The following is a 19464-nucleotide window of genomic DNA, read 5'->3' as shown; positions in this document are numbered from 1 at the left end:
GGTTTTTTGTAGACCGGGATCACGGCGACGCAACACGGTCGCCGGTCCCGCAATTGATCAGGACGATCAGGAAATTGCCTGCTCAGTCCGCTCAATGTCCGCAGCGGCAACGCTACGCGTGTGACGGATCTCCGCGCGAATCTGCTGCGGATTCTTGAGCAGGTTGAGAATCGGGCAGGTCTTTTCCACCGCCTCGAACAAGGCGTCCACGTCTTCCTTCGCCGCCGGCGACACCAGATGCACGGTGTAGCCGATGTCGTGCGGATAGATCGGGATGTCTTCGTAACCTGGGCGGCCGCCACGCGGATCGATCTTGCCGCTCACTTCCACTTCCAGCGATTCCACCGGCACCTGGCGATGCGCCGCCTGGATCAGGAAGATGTGCGTCACGCAGGAACCCAGCACCCCCAGTTGCAACTCGGGAGAGCTAGGCCCGAGGTTGTAGCCGGCGAAATCCGGCGGGCTGTCGCTGATCACCTGATGGTCGCGGATGCGGATGCGGCGCACGCCGCTGCGGCCTTCGGCGCTGACCGTAGCTTGCAGCGCAACGGGCGCGGCCTTGCCGGCGTCGATGAGCGCTTCGCGCGCCAGCACGGCGCTGCGTTTTTCGGAGAGGTAATGGTTGAGCGTGGTCATGATGGTCCCTTTCTATAAAGTATCAAATGCGGATGCAGGGCATAAGTCTCCATCCGCTATTTGCCCGCGACAACGAAGCATTCCGCATATTCATATGCGCGCGCAAGGCGCTCCGCGTCTGCGATAGCGACATATCCAGCAACGAATCCAACAGCGCTCGTCAAGCCTGCATCCACCCTGCCCGATCAGCGTCACATCAAGCGCCCGACGCATAAATAAACGCATTCTTATTCTTTGGGCGCACCGCCCGTCCTCATTAGTATTTGCCTGTTTTGTCAGCGGCTCGTCAGCGCCATGTCTTTGTCGCGTCCTCGCGCAGCCCGCTCCGGTCAACCCAGTGGAGTCCCAACAATGAAGAAAAATAGTCTCTCGCAAGATGTCCTCTCCGTTCCATCCTGGTCGCGTCGCGACGTGCTGCGCGCGGGGGCGGCTGCAGCTGTCGTCGGCGCGGGCGCCGCCATCGTCGCACCCAATGCCTGGTCGGCGCCGCCGCGCAAGCTGACCTTCGCCTGGAGCGCGATCTCGTTCTGCCTTTCGCCGGTGGTGGTGGCGCAGGAGCGCGGCTACTTCGAAAAGAACGGTCTCGACGTCGAGCTGTTGAACTGGGGCGGCTCCACCGATCAGTTGCTGGAAGCACTGGCGACCGGCAAGGCCGACGTCGGCGTCGGCCTGATCCACCGCTGGCTCAAGCCGCTGGAAGCCGGCTTCGACGTCAAGATCATCGGCAGCGCGCACGGCGGCTGCTTGCGCCTGGTCGGCGCCAACCAGGCCGGCGTGAAGGACATCAACAGCCTCAAGGGCAAGATCATCGGCGTGTCCGACCAGAACAGCCCGGCCAAGAACTTCTTCGCCATCCATCTGGCCAAGAAAGGTTTCAACGTCGAGAAGGACGTCGAATGGCGCGTCTATCCGGCCGACCTGCTCGACGTCGCCGTCAAGAAAGGCGAGATCCAGGCGATTGCCGACGGCGACCCGAACATCTTCCTGATCGAGAAGCGCAACAAGGGCATCTTCACCGAAATCGGCAACAGCGCCGTCGGCGAATACAAGGACAAGATCTGCTGCATCCTGGGCGCGCGCGGTGATCTGGTGCGCAACGACAAGCCGGCGGCAGCGGCCGTGGTGCGGTCGATCGTGCAGGCCTCGGAATATGTCGCCGAGAATCCCAACGAAGCCGCCAAGATCTACGCCAAGTATTCGCCCAAGGTGCCGGTCGAAGACCTGCGCGCGCTGCTGAGCAGCCTGACCTATCACCATCATCCGACCGGCAAGTCGCTGCGCGATGAAGTGGAATACTTCGCACGCGATTTCCACACCGCCGGCGTGCTCAAGAAGTCCACCGATCCGGTGCGCCTGGCCAATCACGTCACGCTCGACGTGCTCGGCTGATCTGATCCATCGTCGTTCCCCTTACCGGAGATCACCATGACCACCACTACGACCAACGATGTCCTGCTCAGGGCCGGCCAGGCCGGTCTGTTCGACGGCGTGCGCGCGGTCGGCGTCTGGCGCACTGGCCTGCTGGCGGCCGTCACCTGGCTGCTGCTGGGCGCGATCACGCTGCGCTGGCCCAACAAGGAAGTCGGCTTCAGCGACTGGGCCTTCACCGATGAATTCGGCTACGCCACCATCGCGGTGGGCGTGGTGCTGGCGGTGCTGACGCTGGCCGGCGACCGCGCCGACCGCATCGTCCATCTGCTGCGTCCGGCCGGCCAATGGCTGGTGGCGGCGCCGCTGTTGCTGGGCGTGTGGGAAATCCTGACCGCCAAGCTGGGCGTGCTGCCTTCGCCCTTCTTCGCACCGCCGCAAAGCCTGATCGAGGTGTATACCGAAGACTGGGGCCGTCTCGGCATCAGCACCGCCTACTCGCTGCGCCTGCTGGTGCACGGCTTCGCCGCCGGCGGCCTGGTCGGTTTCCTGGTGGGGGCAACGATAGGCTGGTCGCGCGTGGCCGGCTACTGGGTGCATCCGGTGCTGCGCTTCCTCGGTCCGGTGCCGGCGTCCGCGCTGCTGCCGCTGGCGTTCTTCTTCGCGCCGTCGAGCTATGCCGCGGCCGTGTTCCTGATCGCCTTGGCGACAGCCTTCCCGGTGGCGGTGCTGACCTGGTCGGGCGTGGCTTCGGTCAACAAGAGCTACTACGACGTGGCGCGCACGCTGGGCGCTTCCGAATGGTTCCTGATCCTGCGCGTGGCGATCCCGGCGGCGCTGCCGCAAGTGTTCGTCGGCCTGTTCATGGGATTGGGCGCGGCGTTCTCGGTGCTGGTCACGGCCGAAATGATGGGCGTCAAGGCCGGTCTCGGCTGGTACCTGCAATGGTCGCAAGGCTGGGCCGCCTACAGCAACATGTACGCCGCACTGATCGTCATGGCGATCCTGTGCTCCAGCCTGATCACGCTGCTCTTCAAGGTGCGTGACCGCGCGCTGTCGTGGCAAAAAGGAACCGTCAAATGGTAAACGCAACCATCGAGCAACAAGTTCAACAAGCACAAACAACAGCACCGGCAAAAACCGGTGCGCACATCGATATCCAGCATGTCAGCCACTGGTTCAAGTTGCCCAACGGCGTGCTGCAGGTGCTCGACGATATTTCACTGACTGTTGCGCCCGGCGAGTTCGTCGCCCTGCTCGGCCCGAGCGGCTGCGGCAAGTCCACCTTGCTGCGCCTGGTCGCGGGACTGGAGCCGGCCACCACCGGCCAGGTCACGCAGGATGGCGTAAAGATCACGCGTCCCGATCCCTCGCGCATCGTGGTGTTCCAGGATCCCACGCTGTACCCGTGGCGCAAGGTGTGGGACAACGTCGCGCTCGGCTTGCAGGCGCGCGGCCTGCTCAAGGAACAACGCCACCGCGTCGACGACGCCCTTGCACTGGTCGGCCTGACCGAATTCGCCGACGCCTTCCCGCATCAGCTGTCGGGCGGTATGGCGCAACGTGTGGCGCTGGCGCGCGCGCTGGTCAACGATCCGCAGTTGCTGGTGCTGGACGAGCCGCTGGGCAAGCTCGACTCGCTCACGCGCTTGCAAATGCAGAGCGAGCTGGTGTCGCTGTGGCAGCGCAATGGTTTCTCTGCGCTGCTGGTTACGCATGATGTCGAAGAAGCGCTGTTCCTGGCCAATCGCGTCATCATCTTCAGCGACCGTCCGGCGCGCATCCGTGCCGAGATCAAGGTCGACCTGCCCTATCCGCGCCACCGCGGCGACGCGCGGCTGGCCGAGTTGCGCCACGAAGCGCTGCGCCACCTGGGACTGGATGCCAGCTGGTGAACCTGCTGTCCTTGTCCGACTGGATCAATCTGCTGCTCGGTGCGATCCAGGTATTGCAAGACGGCTTCCTGCACGCGCTGGCGGCGCTCGGACTGGCGCAAACCAGCCACGGGCAGCCGGCCTGGCCGTTCGCCGAACGCCTCAGCGGCGACGTTCTGCTGATTGATCGCAGCATTGCACGGCAACTGCTGAGCGCGCTCGGTTTCTCCGCTGTGGCGTTGTTGGCGTTGGTGATCGCACTGGCGTGGCGACGCGGCCGCGTGGTCATGCTGCTGGCGACGGTCGCCATCGTTTTCTTCACGCCGTGGCCCGATCGCCATCTGCTGGTGGCGCCGGCCGAGCCGACCAGCTTCCATACCTCCCCCACCGGTTTCAGCGCCGCCGCCATCGTCCATGGCCGGCAAGTGTACGAACAACGCTGCGCCAGTTGCCACGCCATTGACGGCAAGGGCGACACGCCGCTGGCGCTGTCCTTGCCGGTGTCGCCGCCCAATCTTGCCAGCGGCTTGCTGTGGCGCCGCGCCGACGGCGAGCTGTTCTGGAAGATCGCCTACGGCGCACGCGACCGCCACGGCGCCGCGACCATGCCGGGCTTCACACGCCAGCTCACCGACAACGACGTCTGGGCATTGATCGATTTCATGAAAGCCAATGCCGCCGGCGCCAGCATCCGCGCCATCGGTTCCTGGGACCAGCCGGTCGCGCTGCCGACCGGTGCCGGCGATTGCAACAAGCAGGCGATCCATTCAAACGGACAACGTGTGCGCGTAATCTTGGCTTCGGCGCGACAACCTGCAGCGCTACCGCTCGACGATCCGCGCCTGCGCAGCGTGATCCTCGCCGACGGTGCGCTGAAGCTGCCGGCGCCGCAAGCGGGCGCGCCTGCCATCGATTGTCTGAGCCGCTCAAAGGACGCCTGGCAAGCACTGTCCATCATCACCGGCATCGACAGCGACCAGCTCGCCGGCACGCAATTGCTGACCGACCGCGACGGCTGGCTGCGTGCACGCAAGCTGCCGGCCGACAGCAACGGCGCTTGGTCCGAGTCCGACATTCTGTGCCGCGCGCCGACCGAAATGGAGGCAGGCAAATCCAACAAATCCAGCGGTCTCGACGGGCTGATCGCAGCGATGGACGCGGAGCCGGTGCGCTTCATCAAAGGCGGTTTCGTGCATGCGACACCCTGACCGACCTGTACAGAGCTAAGAAGAAAACCGCATATCGTCGTGAGAAATGCGTCGTTCGCAATTGCAGAGGCGATTGCTACACTTTCCGCCGACTCTCCTACCGACCAGAAAGCACGCCGTGTTCCCAACCAGCCTGACCAAGAAAATCCTTTTCACCGCCGCACTGGCCTTCAGCGCCAACGTCTTCGCCGCCGATGCGCCCTTGCGCGTGGGCGCCTCGCCCGGCCCGTTCAGCGACTTCCTGCAGGAAGCCGCCAAGATCGCCAATGCGCAAGGTTTTCCGGTCAAGGTGATCGAGTTCACCGAACCGACCCAGATCAACGAAGCGACCCAGGCCGGCGACATCGACCTGAACAACTTCCAGCACGTGCCGTACATGCAGAAACAGAATGAATCGCGCGGCTACAAGATCGTCTCGATCAAGCCGACCTACGTCGCCCCGGCAGGCATCTACTCCGCCAAGCACAAGTCGCTGGCGGCCTTCCCGCAAGGCGCCAAGATCGGCATCCCGAACGATCCGGCCAATGAAGCACGCGCCCTGTTCCTGCTGCAAAAGGCCGGGCTGATCAAGCTGAAGACAGATGCCAACACCAACGCCGGCGTCGCCGACATCGCGGAAAATCCGAAGAAGCTCAACATCGTGCTGCTCGACGAAGTGCAATTGCCGCGCGTGCTGGTCGACATCGACGCCGGCGTCATCACGCTCAACAAGGGCGTGCTGGCCGGCCTCAATCCGAAAGACGCGCTGCTGCTGGAAGACAAGACCTCGCAATGGGCCATCATCTGGGCCGCCCGCGCCGACCGCAAGGACGACCCGCGCATTGCGCGCTTCATCAAGATCTTCGAATCGGAGCAGATCAAGCAATTCATCATCAAGAAATTCAACGGCACGGTGATTCCGGCCTGGTGAGATTGAACGATCTCAGTACGAAAAAAGGAGCCGTGCGGCTCCTTTTTCTTTGGTGTGAATATCTGTTGCCGCCGCCAATTGCGGGCGTTCAGGTTCAATGCGTATGCTGATGATGCGAATCGGGAAAGTGCGCATGCGTGTGCTCGATCCTGGAATGCCGATGCCTGTGCCGATGCGGTACGCCCGCCAACACCGCAGGATCATGCGCATGCTCATGATGCTCATCATGTACGTGTTCATGCTCATGTTCAGTTTCAATATGAATATGCGCATGCTCATGCTTCTCCGAGAGATGCAGCCAGATACCGAACGCCATCAATAGCCCCGCGACTATCAGCGGCGCCGTCACGGGCTCACCCAACATCAGCGCCAGCAGCGCGCCAAAAAAAGGCGCAATAGAGAAATAGGCGCCGGTGCGGGCAGTCCCAAGATGGCGCAGCGCCACGACGAACAGAGCAAGACTCACCCCATACGCCAGAAATCCGAGAGTCATCGCCCCGATCACGACTGCTGCTGAAGGCAAGCTGGCGCCCATCAGCAACGCAAGCAGCAGATTCGTGCAACCGGAGAACAGTCCCTTCACTGACGCCACCCATGACGCATCGTTGAGAGACACCTTGCGCGTCAGGTTGTTGTCCACGGCCCAGGCCAGACACGCCGCAAGAATTGCCAATGAAGGCCACAGCGCTGACAAGTCCGCGGTGCCGGGCCAGCTGAGAATGATTGCCCCGGAGACGATGACCAGCATGCCGAGGGCGATGCGCCGGTCAACGTTTTCCTTGAACACGAACCAGGCAAGAAGCGCAGTAAATACGCCCTCCGCATTCAACAACAAAGACGCCCCCGACGCGGACATTGAGGTCAAGCCGGTCATCAGCAAGACAGGCGCGACGACGCCGCCGGAAATGATGGCACCGGCAAACCAAAGCCGCTCCTCGCGAGGCAGATTCACTTTTGCTGCACCCGTCATTTTCCGGTAGACAGCAAGGCCGATACCGGAACCCAGATAGAACAAACCGGCCAACAACCAGGGAGATGTGTTGGCCAGGATCAACTTGGCAAGCGGAGTCGCAGATCCAAATAGAAAAGCGGCCATCAGCGCCGCTTTGATCCCGCTGGACATCGAAGAAGATGGCATGTCAATTCCTGTGTGGCGTGCAATGAAACGGAAATTCATTGTACTTCTCTCGCCTGAAATACGGCACGGGACCCGGAACGAAGCAGAAAAAGTAATTGACCATTTAAATAAGCGCACTTATCATAAGCAAACTTATTAAATGGAGTTCGCCATGTTTGACACTACACACGCCACTGCGTCATATCATCACGCCACCACAGCATCCGCCGCGACTGTCTGGGAGTTCTTCAAGGCCGTTCCCGACTGGAAGAGTTGGAATGCAGGCGTGCACTCTTGCGTCATTGACGGTCCCTTCGCCGAGGGCGCCTGGATGACGATGGTCCTGCCTGATCAGGACATCATCCAGTCGCAACTGGTCGAAGTCAGCGAACCCAATTCGTTCACTGACGAAACCACGCTCGGCGATGTTATCGTGCGCGTGAAACATGAGGTCCGTCCGCTGTCAGACGGAACGCATCAAATTACCTACGCAATCGACGTCACGGGTGAAGGCGCCGAAGAAATTTGCGCGGGCGTTTCCGCCGATTTTCCCGACGTCTTGCGTGCACTTGCGCAGCAAGCGGAAGCGCGGGGAAACGGATGAACCATCATGCACCTTGCATCCAACAGCATTGAGGAATGAATGTCAAAGCCCAAGCCACTTCCGACCAGCCATAAAGGACCGTCTGACAGTCCGGGATTCTTGCTCTGGCGCATATCCAACACGTGGCAGCGTGAGCAGCGCGCCGCATTACAATCGCTGGGTCTGACGCATACGCAATTCGTCATGCTGGCCGTCGCAACATGGTTCGGTTCCGAAGAGCCGCTTACGCAGATGCGGCTGTCGCAGCTTACCGGCAGCGATCCGATGACGACTTCTCAGGTAGTCAGGGCGCTTCTCGCAAATGGCCTGTTCGAGAGAGAAGCCCATCCTACCGACACCAGGGCCAAGGTAATCTCGGTATCCCGCGCCGGACGCGATCTCGCGCAGAAGGCGGTCGTTATCGTGGAGGCGGTTGATCGGAAGTTCTTTGCACCTTTAGGCGAGCAACAGTCCAGCCTGGTGTCGCTGTTTCAAAAACTTCTCGATAAGGAATGACTGCAGGGTTGGCACCAGATCCGGCAGTTGGAATTTTCGGAGGAAATAAGCCCGCAATAGCGGGCTTTTCTTGTTTGCAGTTTGCAATGCGCGCCGTTCTGGCCGATTGCTGAAATCAAGTTACAAGCTGTTTCGAACTTTGCAATTGCGGACACAAACGCGGGACGATATCAAGCGCATAATCAGGACGCGGGTCACCTAACGACGATGCCGCATATCGTCACGTTTATGTCATGTTCAATGTTGCGTATTACACAGGCCGGGAGCAAAGCATCATGAGTCCTCAGGAAACACAAATTCTACAAGATTTTCTCAATCAACTGACGCAGGTCCGCGGCGTCGGCAAAGATGCGCAAGCTGATGCAATGATTGCCGCCGCCGTCGCGCAGCAGCCGGATGCGGCCTACTTGCTGGTGCAACGAGCGCTATTGATGGATCAGGCGCTCGTCACGTCCAAGGCGCAGATTGCATCATTGCAAAGTCAGGTACAGGCCTTGCAATCAGGCGCATCCCCCGCCCCCAGCTTTCTCAACAACAATGCCTGGGGCAATGCGCCTGCGGCGTCCGTGCGTTCCGATCCGCCCCCTGCTTATGCGCCGGCCTACGCGCCTGCGCCGGTGCCTGCACAGGCAGCTCCGCAATACCAAACGGCTCCGGCGCCCTCCCCGGGATTTTTTGGCGGCGGCATGGGCAGCATGCTGGGAACCGTCGCAGCCACCGCCGCCGGCGTGGCGGGTGGCGCTTTCCTGTACCAGGGAATCGAACATATGATGAATAACGGCAGCGGCTCAGGATCGGCGCATCAGAACGGATTGAGCGCTCCGGTGGAAAAAGTCGAGAACACCACCGTCAACAACTACTACGGCGACAACGCCGACAAGGGACATGCTCAAGCCCGCGACGACAGCAGCAGTGAAGCGGCGTCCGGCAATGACCTTGCCGATCTGAGCAACATTGACCTTGCCGACAGTAGCGACAGCGGTGGCTACGACGACTCCATGGCGTAAGCACGCTGCTTGGGCAGTTGAATATTTTGGATTGATGACTACAAATAACAAAGCCTGCGGATGCAGGCTTTGTTATTTTTGGCTTGCCGGATATTTTCAGTGCTGGACGATCGACCATTGGATTGCTGCTTCTGCCGCCGATTGCGGACTTTCCTGCAAGGTACTTGTAACGTTTTTTTCTGCCAATCTCAATCGAGATTTAGGCAGTTCGCTCTTGTTCGTCAACAGAAAAGTTCTCCCAGTTCAATCATGTCACTACTGAGAAGTTCGAAGTCAAGATTCTGTTTGGGACAGATTTCGTGGTCTCCGCGAAAAACATGAATGTCTACGTACGTTGAAGCTGATGTTTTGTTGTTCGTAAAGACAAAATATTTCACGTCCGTATCGCTCGGGTCAATCGGAGTTGCGCATGGCACGACAGATACATCGAAGTGATCTTCGTACGCCTTAAGTGCTTCGCCAAGTGTTTCTGCACTCGACTCAAAAGCAAGGTCAGTGTGAGGACACGGACTGCCTGTATACGAATAGCGTGAGTTATTGGGGCCGAAGATGATAGGCATAGTACTTATCTCATAAATTTACAAAAAAAATCTTTATAGTCGCTCTTGGCCGATTGCGGGCATCATCAAGAGCGTTTTTTTTGAGTCTTCAATTCTTCCCACCCAGGTCGGAGGCCAAGAAAAAATTCTCGCCTTACCTTCGCCAACGCAATAGCATCCCCCGCTTCAGCCTCAACTTCACCAATACATCCCCAGCAGTCACCACCACAATCAGCTGATAAAGGGTCATCGCTCTGATTCAATTTTCGTTGACATATACCGCAGATATTCTGCATCGCAAATCTCAATTTGAAGGATAAAGTTAGACTGTTCCTGGCCGGTTGCGAACATCTCGCGTATTACGTCTATTTTGGTTTGTCCCAATGGAAGCTGAAGCCAGTCGCATTGTGAGTTGCATAGACACCCTCATATTGAAATGAGAGTACGAATTGCATTGAAGACAGGTCCGCTAAGATACTTAAGAAAATCCGGATTTCCTCTACGAATTCGTCATATCCGCTATTCGGCGGGCGAAAGACAATTACATATTGCACTTTGAAATCGCAGCCATGCACTCCTTCTGCAGAGATGTTTCCAAGACTTGCCTTTTTGTGCAAACGGAAAGAAGTTCTCGACTTCAAGAACCAGCCATCAAATTGTTCTTCCGTTTTATAAAAGTTAGTCACCCCCGATTTTCTTTCTGGATGCGGAAATGAATTGGTCAATTCCACGACTCCAGCGGCTTTTGCCGCCTTTTCTAAGGCTGCCCAATCTGGTGAGCCACCTTCAATCTCAAGATTCATGTCCAGAGACATAATATGTATCTTCCATAGCTTATGGACCGGTTTCATTCAACGACTGCTTTTGGCCGGTTGCTGGTATCCATTATTGAGATACGCTGGGCACCAAAACTAAGAGTCTATGGTGCAATCCGATACAAAACCAATCTCGCAATTAGTGCAGTAGTAGCCATCTAGGAACTGTTCCAAAGGAGGCTCACTAAGTGCCTCCAACTTGCACTCGTCCACGGCAAGTTGGTCTTTGCGTTGATACCCTGCTCGTTCTTCTCCGAAGAGGGATTTGGGGCTAGCCTTCCCAATTAATATTTTCTTGGCACGTACATGAATGCTGGAGAGGCATTTAGGGCAAATATTTGTGCTCTCACCGGACATTTTTTCATTCCTTTTTGTTCGTCTTTTTTAATCGTAGCTCTTCCGAGCCTTTTGATAACTACTACCGAAAGGCTTGAGGCCCAACATAGCTGCTCGGCTTGCATAGCCACCAATTGCGGTCAAAACTATTCCTATAAAAATTAACATGATTCCCAATGCTGATGGGGGCGTAACAAATCGAACAGCAATATAAATCGCTCCTATGCCTGCAAGAATCAAGAAAATTCGCACTCCTCGAATCAAATTTCCATCCTTAATAAAAATCATTTTTCATCCTTTTTGAAATACGCATTTAAGCAAGTGTCAATTGCGTCTTTCGTACAGTCCGTAAAACAACTTGAGTTGCGGTAGTACCGACCAATTTATTGCAGGCTTAGCTATCTTTTCTTAAATTGGATAGGTCTGCTACCGGCCGACTACGGTCTTTCCATATGCAACTTACAGGCCCGCCATTTCATCCAAACGACTATCCGTCCCGCGATCGATCCTGCAACGATGCAAAAAAGGCAGATGAGCCCCTTTTCCATGCGGTCGAAATAGAAACTCTCGAAGACCGTATTGAGTAATGTCATGGCAACGCCCAACCCTAGAACGGATCCGATTCCGCCGTACATGCGGCGATCAAGCATCGTTGCGCCAATCTGGTAACTACTTGAATTTTCTGGCGGCAAGGGCTTGCTCGGGGCTTTGTCCGCGTTGCCGACGCTCGATCGGAAAACAAAATGCAATCCTCTACGACCAATAGCAAGCCCCACCGGTGTGCTCGGCGAGACGTCCGGACTCCATATCGTGTCGCCAGATGCGTCAATCTCCGCAAGCTTTCGACCTTCGACCTCGACACTCAATCGGTCGCTGGTCGATGAATATTGCAGGAAATCCGACAGGCAGATTTTCTGTATCAGAGCTTCTAGCGTGGTGCCGCTATTTACCTCGTAGACTGTTTCAAGTTTGCCGGATTGGTCATCTGCTGCGCAACATGCCTGGCGAAAAATCTCGATTCGCATATCTTTCCGATATTGATTGCTCCCCGCAAAGCGTCTTCTCCGCGCGGAATCCGATAGTATTTTTGATGTGTTTTCTTCCGACTGAAAACAGGTATTTCAGATTCGATGTTTTCTTTCTTCCCGGTCGAAATAGTCTGACATTTTTTGAGCGTATGCAATCAGTTGGAGATGATCGCCTGAGAAGACACCGTCGGCCCCGATTGCACACCCCCATCATGACTCATCAAGCCTATCCAAAGCATCCGCAAACTTCCGTATGAGACGCACCAGATCATCCATCTCGGTCTGCTCCCAGGATGCGAAAATCTTTCTGCCCATGCGTTCGCGGGCGGCGTCGACCAGATCGGTCATTCCCTTTCCCTTGGCAGTCACCGATGCCATGCGGATTCGGCGATCGGCGGCGCTGCTTTCTCTGTGCACCAATCCCAGTTCTTCCAACTTCGAGACCTGGCGACTGACGGTCGTGTAGTCGCGTCCGACGCGATCTGCGATCTCCACCACGCCGATGGGCCCCAGCTTTTCTATCCCGACGAGCAGCGGAAATAGCGCCCGATCCAGAGGAATACCGGCCTCTTTGATCATCGCCTCATCTCGCTGAGGCCGATTCATCGCACTGGCGATACTGATCAGCGACCCATGCAAAACCTTGAGTTGCGACGATATATGTGTATCTTGCACATTTTTATTTATTGACATACACTCTCCTAAACTATGTGCATATTACACTTATGAGGCCGACGATGCTGATGAACAATGAAACCGATGTATTGATCTGCGGAGCAGGCCCGACCGGACTGACGCTGGCGCTTGTCCTGGCGCAACGAGGCGTCTCTTTCCGCATCATCGAAAAAATGGAAGCCGCTTTTCACGGCTCGCGAGGAAAAGGCCTGCAACCCCGCACGCTGGAGATCTTCGAGGACTTGGGCATCCTTGAGGAAATCCTGGACGCAGGCGGCCCCTATCCACCGCAGCGCGAGTACCAGGATGACGGCAGCTGGCGCGACTCGCCGACAGCCGAGCAACGGCCGCCGACGCCTTCCGAGCCCTATTTGATGCCCTGGATGGCGCCGCAGTTTCTGACCGAAGCGGCGATGCGGACCAGGCTTGACGAACTTGGGCATCAAGTCGAATTCGGCTGCGAACTGATTGGACTGGAACAGCAAGAGCAAAGCGTCAACGCACGGATCACCGGCACACGCGGGGAACAAGTGTTGCGAGCACGCTATGTCGTTGCAGCCGATGGCGGACGCAGCTTTGTCCGCAATCTGCTGGAGATCGACTTCCCCGGCAAGACACTGGGCATGAGAGCGGTGGTCGCGGATGTGTCCTTGCACGGCCTGAGCCGGGATGTCTGGCATCGCTTCAGTGGCGGTGCGCAGGAGCGACAAATCTCCTTGTGCCCGCTGGCCGGAACCGAGCTATTTCAATTGCAGGCGGCGTTGGCAGGCGACGAAGAGCCCGACCTCTCGGCCGAAGGTTTGACAAGCATGGTGCTGGAACGTACCGGCCGCGCGGATATCACGATTGTCGCTGTCCACTGGGTGTCGGCATTCCAGATGCATGCGAGACTGGCGCAACGATATCGCGTCGGCCGCATCCTGCTGGCCGGAGACGCGGCGCATATCCACCCGCCGACTGGCGGCCAGGGCCTCAATACCAGCGTTCAGGACGCCTACAATCTCGCCTGGAAACTGGCCGCCGTGCTGGCCGGCGCAGAAGACACGCTCCTCGACACCTACGAAGAAGAGCGGCGTCCGATCGCGGAATCCATGCTCGGTCTGTCGACCAGATTGCTGGAGGAAGCCAGGCGAGGAGAAATGCGTCGCGGCAGAGAAGTGCAGCAACTCGACCTAGGTTATCCGGGCTCATCGCTGGCGTTGGAAACCTCTGCGCGCGAGCATGGGTTACGCGCAGGTGACCGCGCGCCGGATGCTCCTGTGGCGACGCTCTCGGGTACGCCGTTACGTCTTTTCGAGCTGTTTCGCGGCACGCATTGGACATTGATCGGATTCCACGTATCACCCACGCACTCCCCGGAAGCTCAGGATTTGCACCTTCATCTCTTCGGCCCCGGAGGAAATCTGACGGATAGCGACGGCCATTTCCAGAATGCCTATGGGCTTGAGCGCGGCGAGTGGGTGCTGGTGCGGCCGGATGGTTATATCGGTGCGATCGTAGGATCCGACGATCTGGCGCTACTGAAGAACTACTTGCAGCGTGCTGGCGTATCGCTGCACAGGGTGGAATAGGCGTCTGATTCTGGCCGACTGCTGCCTTTTGGACAACCGGCTCGCAGCGCTTTGCCATGACCGAGAAGGCCGCCTTCGCAAGACTCCGGAAGCATGAATTGATTTTGAAAAATTGATTGTGAGATGGTCAATTCCGACTGGCATCCAGAAAAATATCTTCATGAGACTGCATCCAAAGCACGCGCTCGAACGTAGTACAAGTATCAGACCGACTGGCTGATACGATTTACTACTCAAGGAGTTCACCATGCATTGTCTGTTCTTGCGCTCTTCGGCGCCTGCCGCCCGCCTTTCCGCAGTCGCTATCGTCGCGGGTGTGTTGTCCGCATGCGCCCCCATGTCTCCCATGTATTCCCAGGACAAGCTTCCGGACAGTGTCAAGGTCCCTGCGGGCAACAGCGTTTCCATGCAGACCGTTGGCGTCGGTGAGATCACCTACGAATGCCGCCCCAAGAAAGATGCGGCCGGACAGTACGAATGGGTATTCATCGGGCCGGACGCCGTTCTGAATGACCGTAACGGTATGCAAGTCGGCAAATACTTTGGGCCGCCAGCCACTTGGGAGAGCAAGGATGGATCCAAGATCACCGGCGCACAAGTCGCCGTGGCGCCGAACGGCGCCGGCAACATCCCTCATCAGCTCGTGAAAGCAAATCCAGCCAGCGGCAGCGGCGCGATGACTGGCGTCACTTACATACAACGCGTTGCCACCGTCGGCGGCATTGCGCCTGCGATGCAATGCGACAGCACCAAGACCGGCGCAAAGCAGAATGTGCGCTACCAGGCTGACTACATCTTCTGGAAGGCATCCTGAGTTTTCATCGAGACAAATAAGGCGTGACCTGCCAGGCATCCCTCTTCTATGCCAGGCAGGTCACGCCTTGCCAAGCCGCCCCGATGGCGTTGCTATAATCCGGAAGCATTCTTACTCTTGGCTCATCTTCTCTATCAAGCACTCACCGAAGCGCTCACTGCAGACATCCCTTATCAACGTGCCATACGACACTTCATTGTTTGACCATCAATCCGCGCTTCTGGCGTGTGCTGCCGGCGATCGTCGGGCATTGGCGCGTCTGTACGCTGAAGAAAGTCGCTATCTGCTGGGAGTAGCGCTGCGCATCGTCCGACAACGAACGTTGGCTGAAGATGTTCTGCATGATGCCTTCGTCAGCATCTGGACGCGCGCGGGCAGCTTCGATCCTGAACGGGGTTCCGCAAAGGGCTGGATGTATTCGGTGGTGCGGCACCAGGCGCTTGACACGGTGCGCGCTGCGCAGCGTGACAACCTCAGTGAGGTGGCGGTCGAAGATATTGCTTCGGACGGGGGAGATGACGACAGTTCGGTCAGTTGCTCAATTGACTTGCACGCGTCCCTGGGAAAGCTGGACCAATGCTTGACTCTTCTTGACGAAAAAAAGCGCATAAGCATTGTCTATGCTTATGTAGATGGCTGCTCGCACAGCGAGATTGCTGAACGACTCAAGGCCCCCTTGGGATCCGTCAAGGCCTGGATCAAACGCGGCCTTGCTGCGTTACGGGAGTGTATGACATGAATGAATCGGACGCTGAACTGCAATCGTTGGCGGGCGAATATGTCCTCGGCACATTGACTACGGCGCGTCGTCAGGAAGTCGAGCATCGCTTGCTGGTCGATCTGCGACTGCGCCAGGAAGTGGATGCCTGGGAGCATCGCTTGCATCCACTCACCGCGCTTGCTGAGCCGCAGCAGCCAAGCGCCGGATTGTGGCCACGAATCGAACGCAGCTTGTTCACGCCCGCCGCTGTCAGAAAACTGGGCGGCTGGCGCGCATGGTGGAACAGTTTGAATTTCTGGCGCTGGACAGCTGCCGCGAGCCTTGCCGGTTCTTCATTACTGGTGGCGGTGATGGTGCTGACGGCGAGCGAGACGCCATCCGCGCGCGCACCTCAATTCATGGTGGTGCTGGTCGCGCCGCAGGACAAGTCGCCTGGCTGGATAGTACAAACGAACAGTCACCAGCAACTGGATTTGATCCCACTGACCAGCAACCCGCCGCCCGACCAGAAAGCATTTCAATTCTGGACCAAGGGCGACAATTGGAAGGGACCGGTTTCTCTTGGCATTGTCAAAGCGGGCCAGTCGCAACGCATCGGTCTGAGTCAACTGCCGGCCTTGCAGCCCAACCAACTGTTCGAGATCACGCTTGAACCCAGCGCAGGCTCTTCGACCGGCAAGCCGACCGGTCCGATCTTGTATATCGGCCGGGCAATCCAGATCGTCTCGTCCTGAAGGCATTTGCGCTTTCCAAAAAGCTGGCGATGACCCTCGTCAGCAATTGTACTCAGCGACTCTTTTCAAGGTCACATGCACGTACGATGGCTACTGTCACTCCTGCTCGTCGCTTGCCAGAATCTGCCGCAACTGCTCTTCAAATACTTCCGGCGGCTGGCCGCCCGAGATCAGGTAGCGATCATTCACGATGACTGCCGGTACGCTGGAGATGCCGCGCTGGGCCCACAACGCTTCCTCTTCCTTCACTTCCTGCGCAAACTGATCCGACGCCAGTACTGCGCTTGCCTCGGCGCCATCCAGACCGGCTTGGCCGGCAAGTTCCGCCAGCACCTCCCTGTCCCCGATGTTTTTGCCGTCGGTGAAATAGGCTTCAAGCAGCACCAGTTTGAGCGCCGCTTGCGCATTCTTCTCTTTCGCCCAGGCAAGCAGGCGATGCGCGTCGAAGGTGTTGTACACGCGGCTGGCGTCGTCGCGGTTCATGATGAAACCGACGGAGGCCGCCCTGGCCCGGATCTGCTCGCGGTTGATGCGCGCCTGGTCGGCGCTGATGCCGTATTTTTCGGTGATGTGTTCCAGTTGCTCCTGCCCGGCTGGGGGCATACCGGGATTGAGTTCGAACGGGTGCACGGTGAAGTCGACGTGCGTCTCCGGACCGAGACGTTCAATGGCGGTATTGAGACCCGCCAGCCCGATCGCGCACCATGGGCAGACAACGTCGGACACAAAATCAATTTTCAAAGCCTTGTTCATGGCAATACCTCATGGCATGGCACCTGTCGGCAGGTGCCGTTAATGGACGTTAATGGACGAAGATATTTTAAATCGGATGCGCAAACGCCATCAGAGGATGGCCAATTCCGGCCAATCGCAACTACTGACAATATTGACCAGTCAACCACGCCCGCCCGGCGCACGATTGAACACCAGATATCCCGCAATCCCCAGCATGGCGACGCCGAGAAGACTGTCCTGAAGACGCAGGAACCACAAGTTCCTGCTGAGCCAGACACGAATTCTCGATGCGCCATACGCAAAACATGTTCCATTCAGCAGGCCGAGGATTTTTGAGCTCACCGCCAGCACCAGCATTTGCTGCCAGATCGGTCCGATGTCCGGATCAACAAACTGCGGCAGGAATGCCACCAGGAAGATGAACACTTTCGGGTTCAACAAGTTGGTGAACAGCCCTTGCCAAAACACGCCACGGTCTCCATCGGGATTAGCCGTCCCGATAGTCTCGCTTCCACGAATGGAACGTCGTATTGCCCGCAACCCAAGGTAGACCAGGTAGAGTGCTCCGGCGATTTTCACCAGTTCGAACAACATGGGAGACTCACGGAAGATTCCGGCCAGCCCGAACACGACCAGCGGTATCTGAATGAAGCCGGCGGCGAAGGTACCCAGTACGCTCAACCATGCAACCCTGAAGCCTTGCGTCATGCCCCGCGTCAGCGTCAGCGCCATATCGGGACCGGGTGTCAGATTGAGCATCAGGCTGGCTGAAATGTAGAGCAGGAACAGATGAAGTGATGGCATGGCGAGGTCGCTGGTTGATTGGTCTGGTCAGAGCGTTGATTCAACGAATCAACTTGGGACATATCGTCTGCCTGACTTGAGCAGGCGGATGCAACGCCGAATTTATAGCAAATCGGGAAGACCTGCACTCTCCTGCCCGATTGTAGACGCCTCGAACCGGCGACATGGCAGCGCAAGTCCAGTCCATTTTTTCGGGCCGGTGTCAGCATGAAAAAAGGAGCCCGGAGGCTCCTTTTTTCAATGCTTATTTCACGTTCCTCGCCTTCAGCCACTCCTCCAGCGCTACCCTCCCGGTGCCGCTGAAATCGGTAAACACGCCATCCACGCCGGCATCGAAGAATGCCTTGTACTCCGCCTTCGGATCGCCCTTGTAGGTGTCGGTCAGGCGCGCCGCTTCGTCGCGGAAGGTGAACGGATGCACGAACAGGCCGAGCCGGTGCGCGTCGGCCACCAGGGAAGTCGGCGCCATGTTCGATGCCTGACTCAGCATCTTGACCGGGTTGCCGGCAGCATCCACGCCTTGTGCCGAAATGATGTACACCTTCCACGGGCCGATGCCGTCGGCATAGGTCTTGATCTCGGCCAGACCTTCCGGCGTCGCCATCGCGGCGAAGGTGCGCGGGTCGCCGTGTTGCAGCCATGAGTAAGGCTTGGCGGTGTCAGGCGAGTTGTAGGTCAGCGCGCCGGTCTTGAAGTTGATGCCGTCGCCGTCCATCAATTGCACCGCGCGGGTCTTGAGGCCGAGACGGCGCATCATCTTCAGACTCTCCGGCTCGAAGGATTGCACGATGATGGGCGCATCAAAACTGTTCCAGCCTTCTGCATTGATCATGGCAAGCAGCTTTTCTTCCAGCGGCACGCCCAGCAGGCGCTGGAAGATCGGGTTCTTGGTTTCCGGATAGACCAGCAGCTTGCTGGCGGGATTCGCCGCGCGCGTGGCCTTGGCCAGGTCGATGACTTCCTGGAATGTCGCCAACGGATATTTGCCGTCGTATTGATGGCTGCGACCGGCGACCGGTTGTTTGACGCGCAAGGTCTTCAGCTCGGCTGCGGTGAAGTCGCTGATGTACCAGTCCGGCGGCACTGCCACGCCGTCGACGGTGCGCGCCTTTTTGCGCGAGGCGAATTCGGGATGATCGGCGACGTCGGTAGTGTCGCCCAGGAAGGGATTGTGGCAAACGAACAGCACACCGTCGCTGGAGGACATCAGATCCATTTCCAGCGCGTCGGTGCCGGCGGCGATGGCTGCCTGATAGCCGGCGATGATTTCTTCCGGATACAAACCGGGCAAACCACGGTGGCCGATGATCAGCGGCGCGTTGCCGTCCAGTGTCTTGATCTTTGCAACGCCTTGCGGCCCAGCGCAACCTGCGAGCAGAGTTGCCGCTGCGATGGTGAAAATTGAAGATACGGTGGATAAGCGGTTCATGCGTTCTCTTTCTCGACGTTGGGTTTCGGAAAGCCCGTCACGGG

General features: G+C 58.0%; 21 protein-coding genes. 12 read left to right on the top strand and 9 right to left on the bottom strand.

Annotated features, from left to right (window positions below):
- Positions 1–66: 66 nt before the first annotated feature.
- Positions 67–636: an OsmC family protein gene (locus E4P32_RS20705; RefSeq protein WP_116435471.1), complete on the bottom strand. Its 570-nt coding sequence runs from the start codon at positions 634–636 to the stop codon at positions 67–69.
- Positions 637–987: 351 nt separating this feature from the next.
- Here E4P32_RS20705 and E4P32_RS20700 point away from each other — a divergent pair, with 351 nt between their 5' ends.
- From E4P32_RS20700 to E4P32_RS20680, 5 genes are all read left to right on the top strand, one after another.
- Entirely contained in the window at positions 988–2025 is a 1038-nt protein-coding gene (locus E4P32_RS20700) for an ABC transporter substrate-binding protein (protein WP_116435470.1), read from the top strand.
- A 36-nt stretch (positions 2026–2061) separates the two neighbouring features.
- The gene (locus E4P32_RS20695) at positions 2062–3090 is read left to right on the top strand and encodes an ABC transporter permease subunit (RefSeq protein ID WP_116435469.1); all 1029 of its coding nucleotides are present in this window, start codon (positions 2062–2064) and stop codon (positions 3088–3090) included.
- The gene (locus E4P32_RS20690; RefSeq protein WP_116435468.1) at positions 3084–3899 is read left to right on the top strand and encodes an ABC transporter ATP-binding protein; all 816 of its coding nucleotides are present in this window, start codon (positions 3084–3086) and stop codon (positions 3897–3899) included. Before E4P32_RS20695 ends, E4P32_RS20690 begins: the two co-directional genes overlap by 7 nt.
- The gene (locus E4P32_RS20685) at positions 3896–5086 is read left to right on the top strand and encodes a cytochrome c (protein ID WP_116435467.1); all 1191 of its coding nucleotides are present in this window, start codon (positions 3896–3898) and stop codon (positions 5084–5086) included. The genes E4P32_RS20690 and E4P32_RS20685 overlap by 4 nt, the downstream gene beginning before the upstream one ends.
- Before the next feature lie 118 nt (positions 5087–5204).
- Positions 5205–5996 (top strand): MetQ/NlpA family ABC transporter substrate-binding protein, encoded by a 792-nt coding sequence (locus E4P32_RS20680; protein ID WP_116435466.1) that lies wholly within the window; start codon positions 5205–5207, stop codon positions 5994–5996.
- Between the two features lie 94 nt (positions 5997–6090).
- Here E4P32_RS20680 and E4P32_RS20675 read toward each other — a convergent pair whose 3' ends face one another.
- Positions 6091–7134 (bottom strand): DMT family transporter, encoded by a 1044-nt coding sequence (locus tag E4P32_RS20675; RefSeq protein ID WP_116435465.1) that lies wholly within the window; start codon positions 7132–7134, stop codon positions 6091–6093.
- Between the two features lie 139 nt (positions 7135–7273).
- Between E4P32_RS20675 and E4P32_RS20670 the strand changes: the two genes are divergently transcribed.
- The 3 genes from E4P32_RS20670 to E4P32_RS20660 all read left to right on the top strand — a co-directional run bounded on the left by E4P32_RS20670 (position 7274) and on the right by E4P32_RS20660 (position 9219).
- Positions 7274–7717 carry an SRPBCC family protein gene (locus E4P32_RS20670; RefSeq protein ID WP_116435464.1) on the top strand — a complete coding sequence of 148 codons (444 nt, stop codon included), beginning with the start codon at positions 7274–7276 and terminating at the stop codon, positions 7715–7717.
- Between the two features lie 39 nt (positions 7718–7756).
- Positions 7757–8212 carry a MarR family winged helix-turn-helix transcriptional regulator gene (locus E4P32_RS20665; protein ID WP_116435463.1) on the top strand — a complete coding sequence of 152 codons (456 nt, stop codon included), beginning with the start codon at positions 7757–7759 and terminating at the stop codon, positions 8210–8212.
- 233 nt (positions 8213–8445) lie between these two features.
- The gene (locus tag E4P32_RS20660; protein WP_348533521.1) at positions 8446–9219 is read left to right on the top strand and encodes a DUF2076 family protein; all 774 of its coding nucleotides are present in this window, start codon (positions 8446–8448) and stop codon (positions 9217–9219) included.
- A 904-nt stretch (positions 9220–10123) separates the two neighbouring features.
- Here the strand turns inward: E4P32_RS20660 and E4P32_RS20650 are convergent.
- From E4P32_RS20650 to E4P32_RS20635, 4 genes are all read right to left on the bottom strand, one after another.
- Positions 10124–10609 carry a hypothetical protein gene (locus E4P32_RS20650; protein WP_233526702.1) on the bottom strand — a complete coding sequence of 162 codons (486 nt, stop codon included), beginning with the start codon at positions 10607–10609 and terminating at the stop codon, positions 10124–10126.
- 348 nt (positions 10610–10957) lie between these two features.
- A complete protein-coding gene (locus E4P32_RS20645; RefSeq protein WP_116435460.1) occupies positions 10958–11197 on the bottom strand; it encodes a hypothetical protein in 240 nt (79 codons plus the stop codon).
- Between the two features lie 149 nt (positions 11198–11346).
- Positions 11347–11934 (bottom strand): hypothetical protein, encoded by a 588-nt coding sequence (locus E4P32_RS20640; protein ID WP_116435459.1) that lies wholly within the window; start codon positions 11932–11934, stop codon positions 11347–11349.
- A 213-nt stretch (positions 11935–12147) separates the two neighbouring features.
- Positions 12148–12630, bottom strand: coding sequence for a MarR family winged helix-turn-helix transcriptional regulator (locus E4P32_RS20635; RefSeq protein WP_116435458.1), 483 nt, complete (start codon positions 12628–12630; stop codon positions 12148–12150).
- 44 nt (positions 12631–12674) lie between these two features.
- Here E4P32_RS20635 and E4P32_RS20630 point away from each other — a divergent pair, with 44 nt between their 5' ends.
- From E4P32_RS20630 to E4P32_RS20615, 4 genes are all read left to right on the top strand, one after another.
- Positions 12675–14183 carry an FAD-dependent oxidoreductase gene (locus E4P32_RS20630; RefSeq protein ID WP_116435457.1) on the top strand — a complete coding sequence of 503 codons (1509 nt, stop codon included), beginning with the start codon at positions 12675–12677 and terminating at the stop codon, positions 14181–14183.
- 247 nt (positions 14184–14430) lie between these two features.
- Positions 14431–14997 carry a DUF3455 domain-containing protein gene (locus E4P32_RS20625; protein WP_116435456.1) on the top strand — a complete coding sequence of 189 codons (567 nt, stop codon included), beginning with the start codon at positions 14431–14433 and terminating at the stop codon, positions 14995–14997.
- Between the two features lie 196 nt (positions 14998–15193).
- Positions 15194–15736, top strand: a complete 543-nt coding sequence (locus E4P32_RS20620; RefSeq protein ID WP_233526701.1) for a sigma-70 family RNA polymerase sigma factor — start codon at positions 15194–15196, stop codon at positions 15734–15736.
- Positions 15733–16452, top strand: coding sequence for an anti-sigma factor (locus E4P32_RS20615; protein ID WP_116435454.1), 720 nt, complete (start codon positions 15733–15735; stop codon positions 16450–16452). Before E4P32_RS20620 ends, E4P32_RS20615 begins: the two co-directional genes overlap by 4 nt.
- A gap of 96 nt (positions 16453–16548) precedes the next feature.
- On the opposite strand, the gene E4P32_RS20610 is transcribed toward E4P32_RS20615, so the two are convergent.
- The 3 genes from E4P32_RS20610 to E4P32_RS20600 all read right to left on the bottom strand — a co-directional run bounded on the left by E4P32_RS20610 (position 16549) and on the right by E4P32_RS20600 (position 19420).
- Positions 16549–17205 (bottom strand): DsbA family oxidoreductase, encoded by a 657-nt coding sequence (locus E4P32_RS20610; protein ID WP_116435453.1) that lies wholly within the window; start codon positions 17203–17205, stop codon positions 16549–16551.
- Positions 17206–17346: 141 nt separating this feature from the next.
- On the bottom strand, positions 17347–17991 hold the full coding sequence (locus E4P32_RS20605) for a LysE family translocator (RefSeq protein WP_199525667.1): 645 nt from the start codon (positions 17989–17991) through the stop codon (positions 17347–17349).
- A gap of 244 nt (positions 17992–18235) precedes the next feature.
- Complete coding sequence (locus E4P32_RS20600) at positions 18236–19420, bottom strand: glycerophosphodiester phosphodiesterase family protein (RefSeq protein ID WP_116435452.1); 1185 nt, start codon at positions 19418–19420, stop codon at positions 18236–18238.
- Between the last annotated feature and the right edge of the window lie 44 nt (positions 19421–19464).

The sequence above is a fragment of the Herbaspirillum sp. 3R11 genome (assembly GCF_004563925.1).
Classification (GTDB): domain Bacteria; phylum Pseudomonadota; class Gammaproteobacteria; order Burkholderiales; family Burkholderiaceae_D; genus Herbaspirillum.
Note: the sequence above shows the minus strand (reverse complement) of the source record. Positions and strands in the feature narration are given on the sequence as shown.

Coding starts and splice junctions, on each gene's coding strand:
- E4P32_RS20635 (WP_116435458.1), bottom strand. CDS start 12,630: ATGTCAATAAATAAAAATGTGCAAGATACACATATATCGTCGCAACTC.
- E4P32_RS20690 (WP_116435468.1), top strand. CDS start 3,084: ATGGTAAACGCAACCATCGAGCAACAAGTTCAACAAGCACAAACAACA.
- E4P32_RS20630 (WP_116435457.1), top strand. CDS start 12,675: ATGCTGATGAACAATGAAACCGATGTATTGATCTGCGGAGCAGGCCCG.
- E4P32_RS20650 (WP_233526702.1), bottom strand. CDS start 10,609: ATGAAACCGGTCCATAAGCTATGGAAGATACATATTATGTCTCTGGAC.
- E4P32_RS20700 (WP_116435470.1), top strand. CDS start 988: ATGAAGAAAAATAGTCTCTCGCAAGATGTCCTCTCCGTTCCATCCTGG.
- E4P32_RS20695 (WP_116435469.1), top strand. CDS start 2,062: ATGACCACCACTACGACCAACGATGTCCTGCTCAGGGCCGGCCAGGCC.
- E4P32_RS20645 (WP_116435460.1), bottom strand. CDS start 11,197: ATGATTTTTATTAAGGATGGAAATTTGATTCGAGGAGTGCGAATTTTC.
- E4P32_RS20625 (WP_116435456.1), top strand. CDS start 14,431: ATGCATTGTCTGTTCTTGCGCTCTTCGGCGCCTGCCGCCCGCCTTTCC.
- E4P32_RS20670 (WP_116435464.1), top strand. CDS start 7,274: ATGGAGTTCGCCATGTTTGACACTACACACGCCACTGCGTCATATCAT.
- E4P32_RS20660 (WP_348533521.1), top strand. CDS start 8,446: ATGTTCAATGTTGCGTATTACACAGGCCGGGAGCAAAGCATCATGAGT.
- E4P32_RS20600 (WP_116435452.1), bottom strand. CDS start 19,420: ATGAACCGCTTATCCACCGTATCTTCAATTTTCACCATCGCAGCGGCA.
- E4P32_RS20705 (WP_116435471.1), bottom strand. CDS start 636: ATGACCACGCTCAACCATTACCTCTCCGAAAAACGCAGCGCCGTGCTG.
- E4P32_RS20615 (WP_116435454.1), top strand. CDS start 15,733: ATGAATGAATCGGACGCTGAACTGCAATCGTTGGCGGGCGAATATGTC.
- E4P32_RS20605 (WP_199525667.1), bottom strand. CDS start 17,991: ATGCCATCACTTCATCTGTTCCTGCTCTACATTTCAGCCAGCCTGATG.
- E4P32_RS20665 (WP_116435463.1), top strand. CDS start 7,757: ATGTCAAAGCCCAAGCCACTTCCGACCAGCCATAAAGGACCGTCTGAC.
- E4P32_RS20610 (WP_116435453.1), bottom strand. CDS start 17,205: ATGAACAAGGCTTTGAAAATTGATTTTGTGTCCGACGTTGTCTGCCCA.
- E4P32_RS20640 (WP_116435459.1), bottom strand. CDS start 11,934: ATGCGAATCGAGATTTTTCGCCAGGCATGTTGCGCAGCAGATGACCAA.
- E4P32_RS20675 (WP_116435465.1), bottom strand. CDS start 7,134: ATGCCATCTTCTTCGATGTCCAGCGGGATCAAAGCGGCGCTGATGGCC.